The organism is Acidovorax sp. AC410 (assembly GCF_979253235.1).
The window spans coordinates 547,902-569,258 of record NZ_CEEDCG010000001.1; the positions used below are offsets into that span (position 1 = coordinate 547,902).

A 21,357-nucleotide genomic window follows, 5' to 3' on the forward strand; every position below is an offset into this window, starting at 1 on the left:
GGTGCCGCGTTCAGACTGCGCTCGCCAGCCCTTCGCCGGCCGGCACCGGCGGGGTATCGCCGAGCAGGGCATCGATGTCGAGCAGGACCAGCATGCGCCCGCCGACCTGGGCCAGGCCATGGATGCAGCCCGCGTCCGGCGCGCCCGACAGGCCCGGGGCCGCATGCACCATGCCGGGTTCCAGCGTGACCACATCGCTGACGGCATCCACCACCACGCCCACGACGCGCGTGCCCAGGTCGATCACGATCACCACGGTGGAGGGCGTGAACCCGGCGCTGGCGCAGTGCAGGCGCACGCGCAGATCGAGGATGGGAACCACCACGCCGCGCAGGTTCACCACGCCCAGCAGGAAGCCCGCCGCGCTGGGCATGCGCGTGGGCTGCTCGTAGGAGCGGATCTCCTGCACCTTCATGATGTCGATGCCGTAGCTCTCCTCGCCGAGGCGAAAGCTCAGGTACTGGCCTGCAGCGGCCAGCGGCGCGCCGGCGCTCGGGTTCAATGCGCTCATCAGAAGCTCGCCCACTGGTCATCGTCCCGGGTACTGGCGGCCTTTTCCGCGAGCCGCGGCGCAACGCCCATTCGGGTCGGCAGTGCCGCCTTGGCCTGCGCCGCCTTCGGGGGCTGCAGCGCAGTTGCGGGGGACTTGCGCACCGGGGCTGCGGCAGGCGTGCTGGCGTAGCCCACGGCCGCCGCGCCGACGTTGAACACCGACACCACCTCGGCCAGGTGCTGGGCCTGGTCGCGCAGCGCCGCCGCCGCCGCTGCCGATTCCTCCACCAGCGCGGCGTTCTGCTGCGTCATCTGGTCCAGGTTGGTCACCGCCTGATTCACCTGCCCGATGCCATCGCGCTGCTCGCTGGCCGAGGCGGCGATCTCCGCGATCAGGTCGGTCATGCGGCGCACGCCGCCCACGATCTCGCCCATGGCCTGGCCCGCCTGGCTCACCTGGGCCGAGCCCTTTTCCACGGTTTCCACCGAGGCGCCGATCAGGGTCTTGATCTCCTTGGCCGCCTGGGCGCTGCGCTGGGCGAGGTTGCGCACCTCGCCGGCCACCACCGCGAAGCCACGGCCCTGCTCGCCCGCCCGGGCTGCCTCGACCGCCGCGTTCAGCGCCAGGATGTTGGTCTGGAAGGCGATGCCGTCGATCACGCCGATGATGTCCGCGATCCTCCTGGACGAATCGCTGATCTGCTGCATGCTGACCACCACCTGGGCCACCACCTCGCCGCCGTGGGTGGCCGCCTGGGCGGCGCCCAGCGCCAGCTGGTTGGCCTGCTGCGCCGTTTCCGAGGACTGGGACACCGTGGCGGTCAGCTGTTCCATGCTGGCGGCCGTCTCCTCCAGGTTGCTGGCCGTCTGTTCGGTGCGGCTGCTCAGGTCGTGGTTGCCGTTGGCGATCTCGCTCGATGCCGTGGACACCGAATCCACGCTGCGGCGCACCTCCGTCACCACGCCATGCAGCTTGCCCACCATCAGCGACAGGGCCTGCAGCAGCTGGCCGAACTCGTCCTTGCGCCTGGAATGGACCTGCTGGGTCAGGTCCCCGCCCGCAATCGCGCCGGCCACGGCCACGGCGCGGTCCAGCGGGCGCGTGATCGAGCGCACCAGCAGGGAGGCCAGCACGATGCCGATCACGAACACCACGGCGGCGCTGGACAGGCCGAGCAGCGTGGCGTTGCGCTGCGCATGCCGGGCCTCGATCTTGGCCGCGTCGCGCTGGGCCTCCTGCACCTTGACGAAGCCCTTGAGCGCATCGACGTAGGCCACCGAGGTCGGCAGGAATTCCTTGAGCGCAAACTCCTTGCGCGCCCCAGGCTCGGCCGATGCCTTGACGGCGGGGAGCTTCTTGAGGGTGTCGAGCAGGGTGCCGCGGGCTTCGCCCACCTTGGCCAGCGCGGCCTTGTCGGCCTCCGACACGGCCGTGGCACGCACGCCCGCCTGGACTTCGCTGATGAGGGCCGAGCCGGCGTCCTGGCGGCTGGCGAAGAACTTCTCGATCACCTCGTCGGAGCTCGCCATGCTGGCCAGCGAACGCTCGGTATTGGTCTCGGTCAGGCCCTGCCAGCGCACCGCTGCGGTGATGTTGGCCTCGTAGCGCTGCACGTCGGCCAGCGCATTGTCCATGGCCAGGCTGGAGCGGTACTGGGTGAAGACAAACACCCCCAGCATCAGTACCAACAGGCCCAGGATCGTGCCCCACATCTTGGTGGCCACCCGGATATCGTTCAACTTCATTGCTTTTTCCCGAGATTCATCGTGTGGACTGACACAGGGGCGCCCGACCCCGTCCATCCCAGGAGGGGCGCCAAAAAGGCAGTCGACGAACGAGAGAAGAAGCGGGCGCGCGATCGGCGGCGCGCCATGCGGGTGCGCCCTGGCCTTGGCGGCAGGTCACCCGTGAACGCAGGTCATCCGGAAATCAGCGGCCCCGCTGCCATACCCCCTCGCGCACGAGGTCTCAGACCGGAAGCTTTGCGACCCCGACTTTCGTACGGGTGTGCCTTTGTGGGGCCGATCCTACCTGTAAGCAAATATGTCAGGAATATGGTCGGGTATAGGCGAAGGGGCTGCACAGCCCCTCCTCCTCAAGCCTGGATCGGTCCCTTGCCGCGCTGGCGCACCACGGTCACCTGCTCGCCGCCCACGCCCCAGTTGTCGGGATCGACCTCGTCGATGATGACGGTCACGGTCTCGGGCTTCTTGTCGAGCACCTCCACCATGAGCCGGGTGACGCCGGCAATCAGCGCGGCCTTCTGGGCCGAGGTGGTGGGGACGTCACGGTTGGCAAGGCGGATGTTGACCAGAGGCATGGCAGACCTTTCTTCGATGGTGATGAAGCCCCCTGATCTTGCATGAAGAAGAAAGGGCAGCCCGGGCCGCCCTTTTTTCACTGCTGCGCAGAGAGCGCCATCAGAAGCTTTCCCAGTCGTCGTCGCCGCCCTTGGCCGTGGCCCGGGGGGCCGCCGCCGGAGCTGGCCCGGCTGCTGCAGGCTTGGGGGCCGCTGCCGGCCTGGGCGCCGACGCCGTGAGCCGTGCCGTGGCTGGCGCGGGCGATTTGCCGGCAACGCCTTTGCGGGCGGGCGCGGCCACCGGCCGGCTGGCAGCCGGTGCAGGCCGTGGTGGTGCCGCCACCGGCGCCCGTGCCGGCATGGCCCCCACGTTGAACATCGACACCACCTCGGCCAGCTTTTGCGCCTGGTCGCGCATGGACGCGGCTGCCGCGGTGGACTCTTCGACCAGCGCCGCGTTCTGCTGCGTCATCTGATCGAGGTGCGTCACCGCCTGGTTGACCTGGGCAATGCCGTCGCGCTGCTCCGTGGACGAGGCCGTGATCTCTCCGATCAGGTCGCTCACGCGGCGCACGCTCGAGACAATCTCTTCCATGCTCTGCCCGGCCTGCGCCACCTGGGCCGAGCCCGATTCGACGTTCTCCACGCTGGCGCTGATCAGGGCCTTGATCTCCTTGGCCGCCTCGGCGCTGCGGCCTGCCAGGCTGCGCACTTCGCTGGCCACCACGGCAAAGCCCCGGCCCTGCTCGCCGGCACGTGCCGCCTCCACCGCCGCGTTCAGCGCCAGGATGTTGGTCTGGAAGGCGATGCCGTCGATGGTGCCGATGATGTCGGCGATCTTGCGCGAGCTGTCGGTGATCTGCTGCATGCTGCTGACCACCTGGCCCACCACTTCGCCGCCGCGCGCTGCGGCCTGGGCCGCCGTGCCGGCCAGTTGGTTGGCCTGGCGCGCCGTGTCCGCCGACTGGGACACCGTGGCCGTCAGCTGTTCCATGCTGGCTGCCGTCTCTTCGAGGTTGGAGGCCGTCTGCTCGGTGCGTGCCGACAGGTCGTGGTTGCCGTTGGCGATTTCCACCGAGGCCGAGGACACCGAGTCCACGCCATGGCGCACTTCCGTCACCACGCCGCGCAGGCGCGCCGACATGGCCGAGAGCGAGCGCAGCATGTGGCCGAATTCGTCCTTGCGGGTGGCGTGCAGCTCGCGCGTGAGATCGCCTGCGGCGATGGCATCGATGGTCTTGACCGCCTGGTCGAGCGGGTCGCTGATGGAGTGGACCAGCCGCCAGGCCAGGAAGATGCCCACCGCCAGCAGCACCATGGACAGGATGATGCCCGAGATGGCGTTCTGGATGCGGCGGCCCGTGGCGTCGGCGCGGATGGCGTCACGGCGCTTTTCCAGCACCGCCACAAAATCGTCCTGGGCCTTGAGGTAGACCGTGACCAGGGGTGCGAACTCCCTGTCCGCAAACTGCTGGGTGGCCACCGCATCGCCCGCGCCCTTGAGCTCCCAGGTCTTGGCGGTGGCGGCCAGCACCGCCTTGCGTGCGTCCAGCACCTTGTCGAGCGCCGCCTTTTCCTCGGGCGCGGTGGCAGACGCGACGATCTTCTCCTGCACCTTGTTGATGGCGCCGATGATCTCCTTGACCTTGGCGCCGTACTGCTCGGCGAGCACGGCATCGGTGGTCACTGCGCCGCCCATGACCATGTTGACGGCCGTCTCGGTGGCGCCGCGCCAGCGCACGGCGGAGGAGATGCGCCCCTCGATTTCGATGATGTCGTCCATCGCCGCCGACATGGCGTTGTTGCCGCGGTTCTGGGCGAAGCTGGAGAGCAGCAACATCGCGATCATCAGCCCCAGAAATGCACCCCAGAGCTTGCGGGAGACGCGGATATTGTCGAATTGCATGGATCTCTTTCCCTTGTGGATCTGGCCGGGATGCGCGATGGACCGCAAGCACATGGCCACGGAAACATTCGATTACATCCAACAGCCCATAGCCTACGCCAGCCGGGCGCCGGCAAGCGCCTCCGCTCACCGGGAAAAACCCCAATCTGGAGGGAGCACTCCAAAGGCGTTCAAGCAGGCGTTGCAACGCCCAGGCCCTGTGCAGTCAGGGCGATGGCAAGCTCAGCCTGGCTGCCCGGATCCGGCCCCCAGGCTCAAGGAGGTGACCTCAGAAGCTCTCCCAGTCGTCATCACCGCCTTTGGCCGTGGCCCGGGGGGCCGCCGCCGGAGCTGGCCCGGCTGCTGCAGGCTTGGGGGCCGCTGCCGGCCTGGGCGCCGACGCCGTGAGCCGTGCCGTGGCTGGCGCGGGCGATTTGCCGGCAACGCCTTTGCGGGCGGGCGCGGCCACCGGCCGGCTGGCAGCCGGTGCAGGCCGTGGTGGTGCCGCCACCGGCGCCCGTGCCGGCATGGCCCCCACGTTGAACATCGACACCACCTCGGCCAGCTTTTGCGCCTGGTCGCGCATGGACGCGGCTGCCGCGGTGGACTCTTCGACCAGCGCCGCGTTCTGCTGCGTCATCTGATCGAGGTGCGTCACCGCCTGGTTGACCTGGGCAATGCCGTCGCGCTGCTCCGTGGACGAGGCCGTGATCTCTCCGATCAGGTCGCTCACGCGGCGCACGCTCGAGACAATCTCTTCCATGCTCTGCCCGGCCTGCGCCACCTGGGCCGAGCCCGATTCGACGTTCTCCACGCTGGCGCTGATCAGGGCCTTGATCTCCTTGGCCGCCTCGGCGCTGCGGCCTGCCAGGCTGCGCACTTCGCTGGCCACCACGGCAAAGCCCCGGCCCTGCTCGCCGGCACGTGCCGCCTCCACCGCCGCGTTCAGCGCCAGGATGTTGGTCTGGAAGGCGATGCCGTCGATGGTGCCGATGATGTCGGCGATCTTGCGCGAGCTGTCGGTGATCTGCTGCATGCTGCTGACCACCTGGCCCACCACTTCGCCGCCGCGCGCTGCGGCCTGGGCCGCCGTGCCGGCCAGTTGGTTGGCCTGGCGCGCCGTGTCCGCCGACTGGGACACCGTGGCCGTCAGCTGTTCCATGCTGGCTGCCGTCTCTTCGAGGTTGGAGGCCGTCTGCTCGGTGCGTGCCGACAGGTCGTGGTTGCCGTTGGCAATTTCCACCGAGGCCGAGGACACCGAGTCCACGCCGATGCGCACCTCGCTCACCACGGAGCGCAGGCGGGTGGACATGCCCGACAGGGCCCGGGTCAGCAGGCCGAGCTCGTCCTTGCGGTCGTCATGGATGTTCTGCGTGAGGTCGCCGGCGGAGATGGCTTCGGCCAGCGACACGGCGCGGTCGAGCGGGCGCGTGATGGAGCGCACCAGCAGGGCCGCCAGCAGCATGCCCAGCACCACCACCGCAATGGCTGCGGCAGCGCCGATCACCACCAGGCTGGCGCGCGAATCGCGGGCCGCCTGTACCGCCGCGTCGCGCTGGCGCTCCTGCACGGCCACGAACTTGTCGATGGACTCCAGGTAGGCCACCGCTTTCGGGCGGTAGACCTTGGCCAGATAGTCCTGCTTGGCCGCCGCGTCGCCGGCCTCGGTCAGCTCCTTGAGCTTGTCGGTCTGCCCGCGGATATCGGCGCGCGTGGCGGCAACGTTGGCCAGGGCCGCCTTGTCGTCGGCCGATACCGAGGTTTTGCCGATCTTTTCCTGCACGGGCGTGATGCGCGCCGTGAGGGCTGCAACGCGCGTGTCGAAGTCGGCCTTGAGCGCCTGGTCGGTGGTCACGAAGCTGGCCATGGACATGGTGACGGCCACCTCGGCCAGCCCGCGCCAGCTCACCGCGGTGGTGATGGCGCTCTCGTATTTCTCGACGGTCCTCTCGGTTTCGGCAGTCACCTGCCGCCCGTACCACTGGGTCCAGATGGCGGTCACCAGCATCAGCGCCAGCAGACCCAGGATCACGCTCCACATCTTGTGGGCCACGCGCAGGTTGTCGAATTTCATGGTCGATCCTTGGAACAGGTTCTTGTGCTCTGCAGGGTCAGCATCTGCACCTGCTTTGTGGGTTTTTGCCTCAGGAAACCGTCATCAAACCACCAAACGCTGCCGCGCCTCACGGGACGGGCAGCAGCAGAGCCCATGCCCTTGTAACCAGTGTTGCTGGAATCGGCACCCCGCGTTATCGGTACAAGCCCTAAAATGGCCCGGTGACCACCCTGCTCAACGCCGACCTGCACTGCCATTCCGTGGTATCCGACGGAACCATGACCCCTGAGGACCTGGCAGCCCGCGCCAAGGCCAACGGGGTCGAGCTGTGGGCGCTGACCGACCATGACGAGATCGGCGGCCAGCGCCGGGCCGCTGCCGCCGCCCATGCACAGGGCATGGCCTACCTCACGGGCGTCGAAATCTCGGTGACCTTTGCCGACACCACCGTACACATCGTGGGCCTGGGCTTCGATCCGGACGACGCCCGCCTGGCCGAGGGCCTCGTCGCCACGCGCGGTGGGCGCGGCGAGCGGGCCCGGGACATGGCGCAGCAACTGGCCCAGGCAGGCATACCGGGCGCCTACGAGGGCGCACTGAAGTTCGTGGGCAACCCGGCACTGATCTCGCGCACGCACTTCGCGCGCTTTCTGGTGGAGTCAGGGGTCTGCAGGGACACCTCCGAGGTGTTCCGCCGCTTTCTTACCGAAGGCAAGCCCGGCTACGTGCCCCACCGCTGGGCCCGCCTGGGCGATGCCGTGCGCTGGATCACCGAGGCCGGGGGGTTGGCCGTGATCGCCCATCCGGCACGCTACAAATTCAGCGCCAACGAGGAGTTTGCGCTGTTCTCCGAGTTCAAGGCCCATGGCGGGCGTGGCGTCGAGGTGGTGACCGGCAGCCACAGCCCGCCCGAGTACCTGACCTATGCCGCCATGGCCCAGGAGTTCGGCCTGGCTGCCTCGCGCGGCAGCGATTTCCACAGCCCCGACGAGTCGCACACCGACCTGGGCACCCTGCCGCCGCTGCCCGGTACGCTGACTCCGGTGTGGGAACTGCTGGCCGACCGCATACGCCCGGCGTCCGCCGCCTGACCTGAATTCTTCGTTTCCATGGCCCAGTATTTCGAAGTCCACCCCGACAACCCCCAGCCCCGGCTGCTCAAGCAGGCCGCCACGCTGCTGCAAAAGGGCGGCATCGTCGCCGTGCCCACCGATTCGAGCTATGCGCTGGTCTGCCACCTGGACGACAAGGACGCGGTGGACCGGCTGCGCCGCATCCGCCAGGTGGACGACAAGCACCACCTGACCCTGCTGTGCCGCGACCTTTCGGAGCTGGCCAACTATGCGCGCGTGGACAACCGCCAGTACCGTTTGCTCAAGCTGGGCACGCCCGGGCCCTACACCTTCATCCTCGAAGCCACCAAGGAAGTGCCGCGCCGCGTGAGCCACCCTTCGCGCAAGACCATCGGCCTGCGCGTGCCTGAAAGCAAGGTATTGCAGTTGCTGCTGGAGCAGCATGGTGCCCCGCTGCTGGCCACCACGCTGATCCCCGCCGGCGAGACCGAGCCCCTGAACGACCCGGAAGAAATCCGCGAGCGCTACGAAAAGCTGGTGGATGCCATCGTGGATGCCGGGGCCTGCCCCCGCGAGCCCACCACGGTGGTGGACCTGACGCCCATGGGCACCGGCGGTGACCCCGAGGTGGTGCGCGAAGGCCGCGGCAGCCTGCAGGCACTGGGCCTGTAACCCTCAATCAATCCAGCTTGAACGCGCCCACGGCGCGCTGCAGGTCTTGTGCGCGCGACGACAGGGCCGAGGCGGCGCTGGCCGCCTGCTGAACCAGGGCCGCGTTTTGCTGCGTGGCGCTGTCCATCTGGGCCACGGCGCCGTTCACGTGCTCGATGCCCGAGCTCTGGGCATGCAGCGCACCCGAGATCTCGCCCAGCAGCGTGGAAACCTGGCCGACGGCGCCGACGATCTCTTCCATGGTCTTGCCGGCACGGCCCACATGGCCGGCGCCGCTTTCGACCTGGTCCACCGACTGGCTGATCAGGGTCTTGATCTCTCGGGCCGCCACGGCACTGCGCTGGGCCAGGCTGCGCACTTCGCTGGCCACCACGGCAAAGCCCCGGCCCTGCTCGCCGGCACGGGCGGCTTCCACCGCAGCGTTCAGCGCCAGGATGTTGGTCTGGAAGGCAATGCCTTCGATGACCTGGATGATGTCCACGATCTTGCGCGAGCTGCCGCTGATGGCCTGCATGGTCTGCACCACGTCACCCACCACGGCACCCCCGCGCTCGGCGATCTGCGAGGCGTTGACGGCCAGGCTGCTGGCCGAGCGGGCGCGCTCGGCGTTCTGGCGCACGGTGGAGGTCAGTTCGGCCATGCTGCCGGCGGTGTCGGCCAGGGAGCTCACCTGGTCTTCCGTGCGACGCGCCAGGTCGGAGTTGCCCGAGTCGATGTCCGCCGCGGCCTCGGTGATCGAGTCCGTGGACTGCTTGATGCCCGAGACCAGTTCCGTCAGCGTGTCTTCCATGGTGCCCAGGGCCGTGAGCAGGCGGCCGAAGTCACCCTCGAGTTCCGACGAGAACTCCTGGCTCAGGTCGCCCGCCGCCACCGTCTCGGCGATCAGGATGGCCTGGTTCAGCGGATGCACGATGCCGCTGCGCAGCAGCACGAAGGACACCAGGGAGACCACGAACACGCCGGCCCCTAGCAGCAGCACCCACAGGCGCGCGCTCTCCAGGTGGTCATGGCCGGCCCGGATGGCTTGCTCCAGCGGCGCGCGCTGCTCGGCGGTGAGCCCCGTGGCGGCCCCCACCGCAGCGCGGTAGGCGTCATCGGCCTGGCCGATGCCCGAACTGGCCACCGCCATCAGTACCGCCACCAGCAAGGCAATGGCACCAAACGCCAGAATGAGGCGCGTTCCAATCTTCAAACGATCCAGGCCCATGGGATTCATCTCCGATATAAGTGTTGTATGTATACGGCGACCGTTGCATTCAATGTAGCGCTGGCAGGGCCTCACCCGAGTCTGCCACGCCTGTATCCATTTGAAACAGCGGCGCCATCGTAACAATCCCGGAAAGTGACCGTGCCAAAGGGTTGTTGTCGTGCGTCTGAGACAATTGGCACGGTGGACATCTCCAATCTCATCCAAACCGTTCTGATCTACGCCCTGCCGGTGCTCTTCGCGATCACCGTACACGAGGCAGCCCATGGCTACGCGGCCCGCCACTTCGGCGACAACACCGCGTTCATGATGGGCCGGATCACCCTGAACCCCCTCAAGCACATCGACCCCATCGGCACCATCCTGATGCCGCTGGTGCTGTACTTCGCCACCTCGGGGGCCTTCCTGTTCGGCTATGCCAAGCCGGTGCCTGTGAATTTCGGCAACCTGCGCAACCCCAAGCGGCACATGATCTGGGTCGCGCTGGCGGGGCCGGCCTCGAATTTCTTCCAGGCCATCTTCTGGGCCGTTTTGCTGGTGCTGCTGCTCGGCATGGGCGTGACCGAGCGCTTCTTCATCGAGATGGCACGTGCCGGCATACTGGTCAACCTGGTGATGTGGGCCTTCAACCTGTTCCCGCTGCCCCCGCTCGATGGCGGCCGCATCCTCGTCGGCCTGCTGCCCTGGAAGGCGGCCCACATGGTCTCGCGCATCGAGCCCTTCGGCTTCTTCATCGTGATGGGCCTGGTGGTGGCAGGCGTGGTGGGCACCATCTGGCTGCGCCCGCTGATGTCGCTGGGCTATGGCGCCATCAACCTGCTGCTCACGCCGCTGATGGCCTTGCTGCGCTGAGCGGCTTCACCTTCTCTCTCCCTTTTCGCAGAATCCGTTTCCCATGAGCACCACGCGCTTTCTCACCGGCATCACCACCACGGGCACGCCCCACCTGGGCAACTTCGTGGGCTCCATCCGTCCGTCGGTGGCGGCCAGCCTCACGCCCGGCGTGCAGAGTTTCTACTTTCTGGCCGACTACCACGCGCTCATCAAGTGCGAGGACCCGGCACGCATCCAGCGCTCCACGCTGGAGATCGCTGCCAGTTGGCTGGCCGCGGGGCTGGACCCCGAGAAGGTCACCTTTTACCGCCAATCCGACATCCCCGAGATTCCTGAACTCACCTGGCTTTTGACCTGTGTGACCGGCAAGGGCGTGCTCAACCGCGCCCACGCCTACAAGGCCAGCGTGGACAAGAACACGGCGGCCGAGCGCGATGCCGACGACGGCGTGACCGCCGGCCTGTTCATGTACCCGGTGCTCATGGGCGCCGACATCCTGATGTTCAAGGCGCACAAGGTGCCCGTGGGCCGCGACCAGATCCAGCACATCGAGATGGCGCGCGACATGGCGGCGAGCTTCAACCACCTCTATGGCGAGCACTTCGTGCTGCCCGAGGCCGCCATCGACGACCACGTGGCCACCTTGCCCGGGCTGGACGGTCGCAAGATGAGCAAGAGCTACGACAACACCATCCCGCTGTTCAGCTCGCGTGAGCAGCTCAAGAAGCTCATCGGCGGCATCCTGACCGATTCGCGCGCACCCGGCGAGCCCAAGGAGGTGGAGGGCTCGGCCCTGTTCCAGATCTACCAGGCCTTCGCCACCGAGGCCGAGACCGCCGCTCTGCGCCAGCAGTACGCCGACGGCATTGCCTGGGGCGACGCCAAGCAGGTACTGCTCGAGCGCGTGGACCAGGTGATCGCTCCCATGCGCGCGCAGTACGAAGAGCTGATCCACAACCCGGCCCGCATCGAGACCACACTGCTGGCCGGTGCCGAGCGCGCCCGCGCGCTGGCCACGCCCTTCATCCGCGAGCTGCGCTCGGCCGTGGGCCTGCGCAGCCTGGTGCAGGCAGGCACGGCCACCAAGGCGGCCAAGACAGCCAAGGTGGCCCTGCCCTCGTTCAAGCAGTACCGCGAGGCGGATGGCAAGTTCTACTTCAAGCTCGTGGCGGCCGACGGCCGCCTGCTGCTGCAGAGCACGGGTTTTGACGCCCCCAAGGAGGCCGGCCAGGCCATCGGCCAACTGCAAAAGGGTGGCGATGCCCTGCAGGCGCTGGCACCGCGCCTGGCCGCGGTGGAAGGTGTGCGGCCTGAAGAAGTCGCCGCCGCCCTGCAGGCCCTGGCGGACGCCGCGGCCGTCTGAGCTCAGTCCCGGTAGCGCACCCGCATCCACAGGGTGGGCCGGGTGTCGCCGTTGAGCGGCGCCTGCGCCGTGGCAATGAAGGACCAACGCCGGTCCGCCGAATCCATGGAATGCACCAGCACCAGGTCCCAGCCGGGCCTGCGCGCAATGCCGTTGGCCTCGTCGGCAAAACGCGAGCCCCTGTAGACCAGCGAGCCGGCCGACAGGTCGCGCCCGCCATGCTTCCAGACGCTGGCCAGTGCCAGTGTGTGCCTGGCAAACCCCGGCAGCGCGTTGCCGCCGAACTGGCGCCCCAGGTTGCGTGACTGCGCCCAGGTGTAGCTGCCCAGCACGCTCCAGCGCGGCGCCAGCACGCGATTGAGCGCCACGCCCGCCTGGTGCAGCCGGCCCTGGCTGAACACCGGGTTCTCGTTGTAGGGATCGACCACCGTCTGCCCGGTCTGGATCTGCGCGCCCAGGCTGCCCACACGGTCCAGGTTGACCAGCCCGCGGGGCGGCAGCACCAGGCTGCCGTTGGCGAACGTGGGGTTGACGATGTCCTGGCTGGACAGGGTGGCGAAGCCGAAGCTGCGTTCGTCGAACTCCCAGTCCAGTTGCGCCGCGCGCTTGCGCCCAAAGCTGCCGGGCAACTGGTAGTGGTGGTCGATGGCGATGGCGCCCAGCGCGACGGGCGAGAGCGTGTGCGCGCTCGGCGAGCGCACGTTCTCGATGTAGGCCAGGTGCAGCGCCCGGCCCGGCCCCATGCGGTAGGACATGCCCAACCGGGGCAAGGGGTGGCGCGCATGGCCGCCACGCTCGGCCGCGGGGTCCGCCAGGTCCTCGTCGGTCAGCGAATCGTAGAAGCGCTCGCCGTAGCGCACAGCCAGGCGCGGCCAGTAGGCTTCGGCATGCCATGTCCAGGGACCATCGCGCCATTCACCCGCCAGCCAGGGCATCTGAAAGCGCGCCTGCGTGCGCTGGGTGGAGGTAACCACCGGGTCGGACAGGCCTGAATCCGACAGCGCACGCGTGCCCTCCCAGCCCAGGCTCAGGCGCCGGGGCCCCCACTGCACGGTGTGGCGCAGCAGCACGCCGTCGTCCGAATCGGTGATGCGTGAATCCTGCGGGCCGTAGGTGGCATCGTCGAGCACCAGGCCCTGGCCAAAGCGTGCGCGGTGCAGCTTGAGCCAGGTCTGCGCATCGGGTGACCAGCGCCAGGAGCCACCCAGGTCCGTGCGCTCCGAGCGCTGGCGCGCCAGGCCATTGAAGGTGATGCCGTTGCCGAAGTCGCGCCCCTCGGGAAAGCTGTAGCGCAGCCGGTCCTCGGTGTGCAGCAGGAACAGGCCCAGGCTTTCTGTGGGGCGCATGCCCAGTGCCAGGTCGAAACCTGGCGAGGACAGGCGGTAGCTGGGCGCGCCGCCGTTGTTCGGCCACATCTGCACGCCGTTGGTGCGCACCTGCCAGGCCAGGGGCACCGGTGCGGCGGCAAAGCCGTGGTGGCCGACATCGGCGGCCAGTTTGTCCTGCACCGGGCCGCGCTCGGCGCTGGCGATCCAGAGCCACTCGCCCCCCTGCGTGAGCATCAGCGGGGCCTGCTTCTCGCTGGCGCCGAAGGCCGTCGGGTCGCTCAGGTAGCCCTGGTAGCGCTCGGAATTGCGGCTGAAATCGCTCTCGTAGCGGTTGGCCAGAAAGAAGTGGCTGCCCGCCCACAGCGGGTAGTACGAGGCGCTGGCATAGGCCCGCGCCCAGTGCTCCATGCCGAAGTCACCGAGCGCCTTGCCCAGGTTGGCCGAGCCCTGGCTGTCACTGGTGAGCGGGTCGAGCGACTTGAGGTAAGGCAAGCGGGTGAGCGCCTCGCGCGCGGCGGCAATGGCCTGCACCGGCTCACCCTGGTCATTGCGCAGCACCGACTCGATCTGCCAGGGCAGCGGGTCGTTCGGGTCGGCCAGGCGGGCGCGCGCCAGCGAGTCGAGCGCGGCCGCGTGCTCGCCCATCTGGTATTCGGCCACGGCCAGCCACACCTGGGCGCGGGCGTAGCGCGGTTCGATCACCAAGGCCTTGAGCAACTGGCTGCGCGCGGCGCCCGGGTCACCCTGCTGCAGCGCAAGCAACCCGCTACCGGCCAGGCTCACATAGTCGTCGCCAGCTTGGGCCAGCGCGGCGCCAAAGCCCGTTCTGGCATCGCCCAGGCGCAGCGCCTCGGCCGCCGCGGTGGCCTGCTCGCCCTGGTAAGTGGGGTTCCCGGGCGCCAGTGCCACGGCGCGCTCCAATGCCTGGCGCGCGCCGCGCAGGTCGCCGCGCTCGCGCAGGGCGCGCCCCAGGCCCCACTGGGCAGCGGCCTGGTCGCTGGCGGGCTCCTGGCGCGCCTGGGCGCCGGCCACGGCGCGCCGGTACAGGGCGATGGCCTCCTCCCCCCGGCCTTCCAGGCGGTGCCCGTCGGCATCGGCCAGCAGCAGCGCCGTGGCCTCGGGCGCCTGGGCACGCGCGGCATCGAGCCAGGCCCGTGCCTCGGTGCCCTGGTCCAGCGCCAGCAGCAGCTCGGCCCGGCGCGCGGCGGTGCGCGGGTCTCGCGTGCGCTGCCAGGCAGTGGCCAGACGCTGCTGGGCGGCGTCCATGCGGTCGTCGAAGACTTCGAGGTCGGCCAGCAGCAACTCCACCACCGCCCCGCCCTGCCCGCTGGCAGACAGCGCCAGCAGCCGCTCGCGTGCGCGCGGCCACTGGCCCGTGCGCAGGTCGTCGCGTATGGCGGCCAGCGGGGGCGCCACTTCGGAGCCCTGCAGCTCGGCCCAGCGTGCAGCATCCACCGGGTTGGCCATGACCCATTGCACGCGCTCGCGCGGTCGCACCAGCAGGCGCTTGACCGGCGCCTTGCCAGGCTCCGCAGTGCCCTGCTCGGCAGGACCCAGTTCCACCCGGCCGAAATCGTTGGACAGATCGACCCGGCCCGACAGCACGGTGAGCGTGGTGCGGCCGGCGCCATCGACCTCCACATCCCAGTCGGTGCCGCGCACCACGGCCAGGGCGGCCGGGGTCTGCAGTTGCAGCGAGGCCGGTGTCTTCTTGGTGCGCGCCCACAGCCGGCCGGCGGCCAGCTCCAGCAGCGTGCGCTCGGGCTGCGATTCGCACAGGCGCAGCTGCGCATTGGCCGACATGCGGATCTGCGTGCGGTCGGCCAGCAGCAGCGCGGCCGACGACAGCGCGAGGGTGCGCACGCCGGCACCCGCACCCAGCTGCTGGGCCAGCGCGGCCGGTGACCAGGGCCCTTCCCCCGAGGGCCGGGCCTGGCCCTGCCCGGCCAGGGCCACGATCTGCGCAGCCACGGTGTCTGGCGCAGCAGACACCCCCGCGCACTGGGCCCAGGCGCCGGGCAGGCACAGCGTGGCCGCAGCCAGGGCAACGGGGGTCGTGATCCACAAGCGTGTCGACGGCATGGTTGGGACTTTCCAGGTTATTTTTCCAGCGCGTGCGCAAATGCGTCGGCACCGCCTACCGCGGGTGCCTGGGTGTCAGCGAGTGCTTGCACCTGCGCCTGCAGGCGGTCGGCCTGGGCGGCCCAGACCGGTGCCAGATGCATGGCCCGGGCCCGCCACCCGGCGCAACACGCCAGGGCCTCGTCCCAGCGGGCCGCATGCACGTGGGCCCGCAACGCCAGGCTGGTGGCCACCAGCGGCGCATCGCCGCAAGGGGTGTAGACATCGATGCCGCTGCTGCGGCCGGCCAGCACCACGGCGTCGAGCCAGAGCAAGGGCAGTGGTTGCTCCCCCTCCTGCGGCAGCGCGCTGCGCGTGGCTTCGGACAGCAGGATGCCGGTGCCGAAGGCCTTGTTGGCGCCTTCCAGCCGGGCCGCTGTGTTCACCGCATCGCCCACGGCGGTGTAGGTGAAGCGGCCTTCGGAGCCCAGGTGCCCCACGGCGGCCTCGCCCGTGTGCAGGCCGACGCGCAGCTGCAGATCGGCAAAGGGGGTTCCCGCCCACTGGCTGCGCAAGGCATTCATTTCCAGCTGCATGTCCTGCGCGCAGGCCAGGGCGCGTGCCGCATGCTGCGGCTCGGCCACAGGGGCGTTCCAGAAGGCCATCACGGCATCGCCGATGAATTTGTCGAGCGTGCCGCCATGGCGGTGTACGGCATAGGTCATGCGCGTGAAATAGGCGTTGAGCGCACGGGCCACCGCTTCGGGTGGCAGGCGTTCGCTGGCCGAGGTGAAGCCCGCGAGGTCCGAGAACAGCAGGGTGAGCTCGCGCCGCTCGCCGCTGATGGCCGGCGCAGCACCGCTGGCGATCAGCGCGCTGACCACGGCCGGCGGCACGTAGCGCCCAAAGTCCAGCCGCAGGCGCTCGCGCTGGCGCCGCTCACGCCAGTAGCTGTCGGTCGCGCCCACGTTGAAGTGCAGCACCAGCGCCACCAGCGTGGGCAGTGTGGGCCACCACACGCCCTGCAGGTAGGCGCACAGCCCGCCGATCAGCGCCAGCAGCGCCAGCGCCACGCTCAGCCACACGGCCAGCCAGCCACGCCAGCGCCGCGTGAGCGCCGCCACCAGGGCAATGGCCGCTGCCGCCTGCAGCAGCGGGAGCGCCGGGTGCGCGGGCACGATCCAGTCTCCGGTCAGGCCGTTGATGAGTGCCGTGGCGTGCAGCATCACGCCCGACTGCGTGCCCTGGCCCAGCGCCCGCAGCGGTGTGGTGAACTGGTCCACGCCGCCCACCGGCGTGTTCTGGCCGAGCAGCAGCAAGCGCCCCTGCAGCGCGCCGGGCGCCAGCATCCGCGCCGGGTCCAGCGCCTGGGTGTAGTGCACATACGGCAGCGCCACCTCGGGGGCGTAGTAGCGCAGCAGCGCACCGGGCGGCGGTGGCAGCACGCTGCGGCCTGCAGACTGCGCGAGCACACGCCACATCGCATCGGCCCGCTGCGGGGCGATGCGCTGCACGCCATCGTCATCGGGGCGCATGCCCACATCGCCATGCGGGGCCTTGTCGAAGATGGAGCGCAGCGTCTGCTGGTACTGCGCCACCTGCCCGCTTTGCACGGACACCTGGGCGCTGGCCAGCACCACGGGCATGCGCCCCTGCAGGGCTCGGCCCAGGGCCGCGTCGTCCTCGGGGGACTGGGCGGTGGACAGCAGCAGGTCGATGCCGAGCCCCGCCGCACCGGACGCGGAAAGCGCGTCGATCAATTGCGCATGCAGCCGCCGCGGCAGGGGCGGCGTGGCCTGCAGGGCCGCGAGGCTGGGCTCGTCGATACCGATGACCACCACGCCGGCATCGGGCCGCACGGGCGCGGTCAGGCTGCTGAAAAGATCGTATTCCAGGCGCTGCAACGGCTGCCAGACCGGCAACACCTGCAACACGGCCAGCAACACCAGCGGCACGAGCAGGCGCAGCGCCCACTGGCGCCCCGCGTCCCTTGCCACTGCCGACCGGATCCAGGCCATACGTTCTTCCGTCAGTTGTAACGCACTGTATCGCAGGGGGGAGGGCCACGCAAAGGCTCCAGACCCCAGGGTTACAAATGGCGCGCAGCTTTTGCCCCCACAGTCCCTTAGACTGCCCTTCAACACGGAGGAGCATCCCATGAAAGCACTGATCGCCTCTGCCACCCTGCTCGCCTTGCTGGCGGGCTGCGAATCGGCCACCACACGCCCGCCGTCGGCTGCCATGGCCTCCGGCCGGGACCGCACCTTCAGCGTGCCGGTCTATGGCAACGACGCCTCGCCGGCCTACAACGCCGCCACCCGCGAATGCCAGAAGCTGGCGCTGTTCCCCAAGCTGCTGCGCAACGAGGGCTCGCGCCTCGTCTTCGAGTGCGTGAGCGACAACCCCAATCGCTGAGCCCGATGGCCGGGTGCCGAACTGCGGCCGTCGTTGCTGCCGTCCTCGCGCTGGCCGCGGGCCTGCCGGCGCTGGCCCAGGTGCGCCACGCGCGGCAGCAGCCGGTGTGGACCAACAGCCTGGGCATGCCGTTCGTGAAGGTGCCCGCGGGCAGTTTTGTGATGGGTGGGCCCGAGGCGCCCGAAGTGCTGGCGCAGGCCTACCCGCAGCTGGAGCCCAAGCGTTTTGCCGAACTGACCGATGAGGGCCCGGCCCACCGGGTGCTCATCGGCCAGGCCTTCTACCTGGGGCAGCACGAGGTCACGGTGGGCCAGTTCCGGCGCTTCCTGCAGGCCTCGGGCTACCAGCCCGAGTCGGAGGCCGACGGCACCGGCGGCTATGGCTACAACCCCCGGTACGACCCGGCCACCACGCGGCGCGGCGATGCCTTCGAGGGGCGCGACCCGCGCTACTCCTGGCGCAACCCGGGGTTTGCGCAGGGTGACGACCACCCCGTGGTCAACGTCACCTGGAACGATGCCCAGGCCCTGGCGCAGTGGCTCACCCGCACCGAAGGCCACCGCTACCGCCTGCCGACCGAGGCCGAGTGGGAATACGCCTGCCGGGCCGGCACGCGCACCCGCTACCCGCACGGCGACGACCCGGAGGGGCTGCTGAAGAACGCCAACACCTTCGACCAGGACGCCGCACCCCAATGGCTGCGCTGGCAGCAGCACGCGTTGCGCGGCAGCGATGGCCACGCCTTCACCGCCCCCGTGGGCAGCTATGCGCCCAACGCCTTCGGCCTGCAGGATATGCTGGGCAATGCCTGGGAGTGGGTGGCCGACTGGCATGGGGACAGCTACTACGCCGAATCGCCCGCCGTGGACCCCGGGGGCCCGGCCGAGGGCAGCGTGCGCGTGCGCCGCGGCGGGTCATGGCACACCTGGTCCTTCTATGCGCGCTGCGGCTACCGCAACTGGAACAGCCCGCAGACACGCTACACCCTGGTGGGCATGCGGCTGCTGCGTGAGATCGCCCCCTCCGCGGCCGCCCGGCCTGGCGCACGCCCGGCGGCCCCGCGCCGCCTGTCGTCTCCCGTGGCACGGTGAACAACTGTCAAACTTGGCGATCCCCAGGATGGGGCATGGAATGGACCGCCGCACATCGCGAATAATGCACCGTTAATCTTGAATGGAACGAACCATGCGCATAGCGGCGTTAGACGACGATGCGCTTCAGCTGGATCTGATCAAACAGGCCACCGAAGCGATGGGGCATGTGTGCCATACCCACCTGACCGGTGCCGCGCTGATGCGCGAGATGCGCCGCGAAACCTTCGACCTGCTGATCGTGGACTGGCACCTGCCCGACACCACGGGCCCCGAGGTGGTGCGCTGGGTGCGCGAGAACGTGGGCAAGCAGTTGCCCATCCTGTTCGTGACCAACCGGCAGGAAGAGCGCGACATCGTCGAGGGCCTGGGCAGCGGGGCCGACGACTTCATGGTCAAGCCCGTGCGCATTGGTGAGCTCAACGCCCGCGTGGGGGCGCTGCTGCGCCGCGCCTACCCGCAGAGCACCAGCGGCGCGCTGGATTTCGGGCGCTACAAGTTCTACCCCGAATCGCGCTCGCTGGAGATCAACGGCACGCCTGCCGAACTCAAGAACCGCGAGTACGATCTGGCGCTGTTCCTGTTCCAGAACATGGGGCGCCTGCTCTCGCGCGACCACCTCAAGGAGGTGATCTGGGGCCAGGGCTCGGACGTGCTGTCGCGATCCCTCGACACCCATGTCTCGCGCCTGCGCACGCAGCTGGACCTGCGCCCCGCCAACGGCTACTTCATCACTGCGGTGTATGGTGTGGGCTACCGGTTCGAAGCCGTAGAACCCGACCGCAAGCCTTGATGCCCCCTGGGCTCCCGCGATGGAGCCCGCCCCCGAGAATGACGCCCCCCGCACGCCGCGGCCGTAGGAGAGTTGACGTGGTCATCCACCGCCTTGCATTGCCCCTGTCCGCCATTGCCATGGTCACGGCAGGACTCGGTTGCGCGCATGCGCAAGCCACCCCTGACACGCAGACCGACGAAATTGCGCACACGGTGCGGGCTGGCGACACCCTCGAAGGCCTGGCCAACGCCTACCTGGACAACCCGCGCCAGTGGCCGCTGCTGCAGCAGCGCAACAAGGTGGCCAATCCCAGGCGCCTGCAGCCGGGCTCCACCGTGTGGATCCCCGTGCGCCTGCAGCCGCAGGCCTCGGCGCAGGTGGAGTTCGTGCAGGGCAACGCCACGGCACAGGCCCAGCAGGGGGTGGCCCAACCGGTCGCGCAAGGCGCGCGCCTGGACGAAGGCACGCGCCTGCAGGTGGGGCCGGACAGCTTTGTCGCCGTGCGGCTGGCCGACGGCACCGTGGTGCGCGTGCAGGCCCAGTCCGACCTGCAGCTGCGCCAGTTGCGCCGCCGCGGGCGCGCGGGCAGCATCCAGTCGGTGATGGAGATGCGCACCGGCAGCGTGGAATCGAGTGTCACGCCCAGCACCGATGCGCTGCGCCGTTTCGAGATCCGCACGCCGCGTGCCGTGACCAGCGTGCGCGGCACCGAGTTCGGCGTGGCGCTGGCAGCCTCGGGCCAGGCGACGGCCTCGGTGCTCGAAGGCTCAGTGGCCGTGCAGTCCCGCGCCGAGAACGCCCCGCAGCCCGGTGTCGACGCCACCTTGCTGGCCCGCGGGCAAGGCCTGTCGGTGGCACCCGACGGCACGCTGGGTGCGCCGCGCCCCCTGCTGGCGCCGCCGGACCTGTCCAGCGTGCCGGCACAGCTGCACGACCTGGGCCTGCTGGCCATCACCCTGCCGGCCACGCCCGGGGCCAGCGCCTACATAGCCCAGGTGGCACGCGATGCGGCCATGACGCAGGTGCTGCGCAGCGGTCGCTTTGCCGATGGCCAGTTGCGCTGGGCCGCACTCGACGACGGCAGCTACCACCTGGCCGTGCGCGCCGTGGACGAGGCCGGCATTGCCGGGCAGCCCGCCACGCGCCCCATCACCATCAAGACCCGGCCGGTGCCGCCGCTGTACCAGCAGCCAGCCCCCGGCGCCGTGCTGCCCCGCACCACCGGCACCCTGCGCTGCACCGAGGTCCCGGGTGCCCGCTGGTACCGCATCCAGGTGGCGGCCAGCGCCGACTTCGCTACGCCGTTGCTGGACGAGGGCCGCCTCAGCACCTGCCAGCTGACGCTGGCCACACTGCCCCTGGGCAACTACTTCTGGCGTGCGGCCACCATCGCAGAGCCCGCCGGTGGCGCACTGGACCAGGGGCCGTTCGCGCCCGCGCAGCCCTTTACCGTGGCCCAGCAGCCCGCTGCGCTGGACCCATCGGCCATGCAGGCGACGGATGGCGACACCATCGTGCGCCTGCACTGGCCCGCCCAGGCCGGCCAGCGCTTTCGCGTTCAGTTGGCACCGGACCTGGAGTTCAAGACCATCACCCAGGACATCCAGCTCGACGAGCCCCGCTGGACCTCTGCGGACGGCCTGGCCGCGGGCACCTACTTCGTGCGCATCCAGGTACTGGATCCTTCGGGACTGCAAAGCGAGTTCTCGCCGCCGCGCAGCATCCGCGTGGGCACGGGGCTGAACACCAGCTCCGGCCTGCCCCTGTCCACCATGGGCGGTGAGCCCGTGCGCCGCCCCTGAACC

General features: G+C 69.5%; 16 protein-coding genes and 1 riboswitch. Of the genes, 8 read left to right on the forward strand and 8 right to left on the reverse strand.

Translation table 11 applies throughout. From position 1 onward, the window contains the following. Window positions 1-10: 10 nt before the first annotated feature. From AC0IZS_RS02430 to AC0IZS_RS02450, 5 genes are all read right to left on the reverse strand, one after another. A complete protein-coding gene (locus AC0IZS_RS02430) occupies window positions 11-511 on the reverse strand; it encodes a chemotaxis protein CheW (RefSeq protein ID WP_471634187.1) in 501 nt (166 codons plus the stop codon). Further along, on the reverse strand, window positions 511-2,238 hold the full coding sequence (locus AC0IZS_RS02435) for a methyl-accepting chemotaxis protein (RefSeq protein ID WP_471634188.1): 1,728 nt from the start codon (window positions 2,236-2,238) through the stop codon (window positions 511-513). The genes AC0IZS_RS02430 and AC0IZS_RS02435 overlap by 1 nt, the downstream gene beginning before the upstream one ends. Before the next feature lie 183 nt (window positions 2,239-2,421). Continuing rightward, a riboswitch (cyclic di-GMP riboswitch) is annotated at window positions 2,422-2,515 on the reverse strand. A 73-nt stretch (window positions 2,516-2,588) separates the two neighbouring features. Next, the gene (locus AC0IZS_RS02440; RefSeq protein ID WP_471634189.1) at window positions 2,589-2,813 is read right to left on the reverse strand and encodes a tautomerase family protein; all 225 of its coding nucleotides are present in this window, start codon (window positions 2,811-2,813) and stop codon (window positions 2,589-2,591) included. A gap of 100 nt (window positions 2,814-2,913) precedes the next feature. Further along, window positions 2,914-4,698 (reverse strand): methyl-accepting chemotaxis protein, encoded by a 1,785-nt coding sequence (locus tag AC0IZS_RS02445; RefSeq protein WP_471634190.1) that lies wholly within the window; start codon window positions 4,696-4,698, stop codon window positions 2,914-2,916. Between the two features lie 268 nt (window positions 4,699-4,966). Continuing rightward, window positions 4,967-6,751 carry a methyl-accepting chemotaxis protein gene (locus AC0IZS_RS02450; RefSeq protein WP_471634191.1) on the reverse strand — a complete coding sequence of 595 codons (1,785 nt, stop codon included), beginning with the start codon at window positions 6,749-6,751 and terminating at the stop codon, window positions 4,967-4,969. A gap of 203 nt (window positions 6,752-6,954) precedes the next feature. Here AC0IZS_RS02450 and AC0IZS_RS02455 point away from each other — a divergent pair, with 203 nt between their 5' ends. Continuing rightward, window positions 6,955-7,824, forward strand: a complete 870-nt coding sequence (locus tag AC0IZS_RS02455; protein ID WP_471634192.1) for a 3',5'-nucleoside bisphosphate phosphatase — start codon at window positions 6,955-6,957, stop codon at window positions 7,822-7,824. Window positions 7,825-7,842: 18 nt separating this feature from the next. After that, entirely contained in the window at window positions 7,843-8,478 is a 636-nt protein-coding gene (locus tag AC0IZS_RS02460) for an L-threonylcarbamoyladenylate synthase (protein ID WP_057201942.1), read from the forward strand. A 7-nt stretch (window positions 8,479-8,485) separates the two neighbouring features. On the opposite strand, the gene AC0IZS_RS02465 is transcribed toward AC0IZS_RS02460, so the two are convergent. Continuing rightward, window positions 8,486-9,685, reverse strand: a complete 1,200-nt coding sequence (locus AC0IZS_RS02465) for a methyl-accepting chemotaxis protein (protein WP_471634193.1) — start codon at window positions 9,683-9,685, stop codon at window positions 8,486-8,488. Window positions 9,686-9,868: 183 nt separating this feature from the next. On the opposite strand from AC0IZS_RS02465, the gene AC0IZS_RS02470 reads away from it, so the two are divergent. Both AC0IZS_RS02470 and AC0IZS_RS02475 read left to right on the forward strand, forming a co-directional pair. Then, on the forward strand, window positions 9,869-10,537 hold the full coding sequence (locus AC0IZS_RS02470; RefSeq protein ID WP_035204385.1) for a site-2 protease family protein: 669 nt from the start codon (window positions 9,869-9,871) through the stop codon (window positions 10,535-10,537). Window positions 10,538-10,580: 43 nt separating this feature from the next. Continuing rightward, the gene (locus tag AC0IZS_RS02475; RefSeq protein WP_471634194.1) at window positions 10,581-11,882 is read left to right on the forward strand and encodes a tryptophan--tRNA ligase; all 1,302 of its coding nucleotides are present in this window, start codon (window positions 10,581-10,583) and stop codon (window positions 11,880-11,882) included. A gap of 2 nt (window positions 11,883-11,884) precedes the next feature. Here the strand turns inward: AC0IZS_RS02475 and AC0IZS_RS02480 are convergent, their stop codons facing one another. Beyond that, window positions 11,885-15,292 carry a tetratricopeptide repeat protein gene (locus AC0IZS_RS02480; protein ID WP_471634195.1) on the reverse strand — a complete coding sequence of 1,136 codons (3,408 nt, stop codon included), beginning with the start codon at window positions 15,290-15,292 and terminating at the stop codon, window positions 11,885-11,887. A gap of 17 nt (window positions 15,293-15,309) precedes the next feature. Further along, entirely contained in the window at window positions 15,310-17,289 is a 1,980-nt protein-coding gene (locus AC0IZS_RS02485; RefSeq protein ID WP_471634196.1) for a CHASE2 domain-containing protein, read from the reverse strand. 139 nt (window positions 17,290-17,428) lie between these two features. On the opposite strand from AC0IZS_RS02485, the gene AC0IZS_RS02490 reads away from it, so the two are divergent. From AC0IZS_RS02490 to AC0IZS_RS02505, 4 genes are all read left to right on the forward strand, one after another. Beyond that, window positions 17,429-17,686: a hypothetical protein gene (locus AC0IZS_RS02490; protein WP_471634197.1), complete on the forward strand. Its 258-nt coding sequence runs from the start codon at window positions 17,429-17,431 to the stop codon at window positions 17,684-17,686. Window positions 17,687-17,691: 5 nt separating this feature from the next. After that, complete coding sequence (locus AC0IZS_RS02495; RefSeq protein WP_471634198.1) at window positions 17,692-18,777, forward strand: formylglycine-generating enzyme family protein; 1,086 nt, start codon at window positions 17,692-17,694, stop codon at window positions 18,775-18,777. A 94-nt stretch (window positions 18,778-18,871) separates the two neighbouring features. After that, on the forward strand, window positions 18,872-19,570 hold the full coding sequence (locus AC0IZS_RS02500; protein WP_471634199.1) for a response regulator transcription factor: 699 nt from the start codon (window positions 18,872-18,874) through the stop codon (window positions 19,568-19,570). A gap of 77 nt (window positions 19,571-19,647) precedes the next feature. Then, a complete protein-coding gene (locus tag AC0IZS_RS02505; RefSeq protein WP_471634200.1) occupies window positions 19,648-21,354 on the forward strand; it encodes a FecR family protein in 1,707 nt (568 codons plus the stop codon). Window positions 21,355-21,357: the final 3 nt, after the last annotated feature.

Excerpts from the sequence above, each read along its gene's own strand:
- AC0IZS_RS02485 (WP_471634196.1), bottom strand. The coding sequence starts at position 17,289 with ATGGCCTGGATCCGGTCGGCAGTGGCAAGGGACGCGGGGCGCCAGTGG.
- AC0IZS_RS02475 (WP_471634194.1), top strand. The coding sequence starts at position 10,581 with ATGAGCACCACGCGCTTTCTCACCGGCATCACCACCACGGGCACGCCC.
- AC0IZS_RS02480 (WP_471634195.1), bottom strand. The coding sequence starts at position 15,292 with ATGCCGTCGACACGCTTGTGGATCACGACCCCCGTTGCCCTGGCTGCG.
- AC0IZS_RS02435 (WP_471634188.1), bottom strand. The coding sequence starts at position 2,238 with ATGAAGTTGAACGATATCCGGGTGGCCACCAAGATGTGGGGCACGATC.
- AC0IZS_RS02495 (WP_471634198.1), top strand. The coding sequence starts at position 17,692 with ATGGCCGGGTGCCGAACTGCGGCCGTCGTTGCTGCCGTCCTCGCGCTG.
- AC0IZS_RS02440 (WP_471634189.1), bottom strand. The coding sequence starts at position 2,813 with ATGCCTCTGGTCAACATCCGCCTTGCCAACCGTGACGTCCCCACCACC.
- AC0IZS_RS02450 (WP_471634191.1), bottom strand. The coding sequence starts at position 6,751 with ATGAAATTCGACAACCTGCGCGTGGCCCACAAGATGTGGAGCGTGATC.
- AC0IZS_RS02430 (WP_471634187.1), bottom strand. The coding sequence starts at position 511 with ATGAGCGCATTGAACCCGAGCGCCGGCGCGCCGCTGGCCGCTGCAGGC.
- AC0IZS_RS02500 (WP_471634199.1), top strand. The coding sequence starts at position 18,872 with ATGCGCATAGCGGCGTTAGACGACGATGCGCTTCAGCTGGATCTGATC.
- AC0IZS_RS02490 (WP_471634197.1), top strand. The coding sequence starts at position 17,429 with ATGAAAGCACTGATCGCCTCTGCCACCCTGCTCGCCTTGCTGGCGGGC.
- AC0IZS_RS02460 (WP_057201942.1), top strand. The coding sequence starts at position 7,843 with ATGGCCCAGTATTTCGAAGTCCACCCCGACAACCCCCAGCCCCGGCTG.
- AC0IZS_RS02465 (WP_471634193.1), bottom strand. The coding sequence starts at position 9,685 with ATGGGCCTGGATCGTTTGAAGATTGGAACGCGCCTCATTCTGGCGTTT.
- AC0IZS_RS02445 (WP_471634190.1), bottom strand. The coding sequence starts at position 4,698 with ATGCAATTCGACAATATCCGCGTCTCCCGCAAGCTCTGGGGTGCATTT.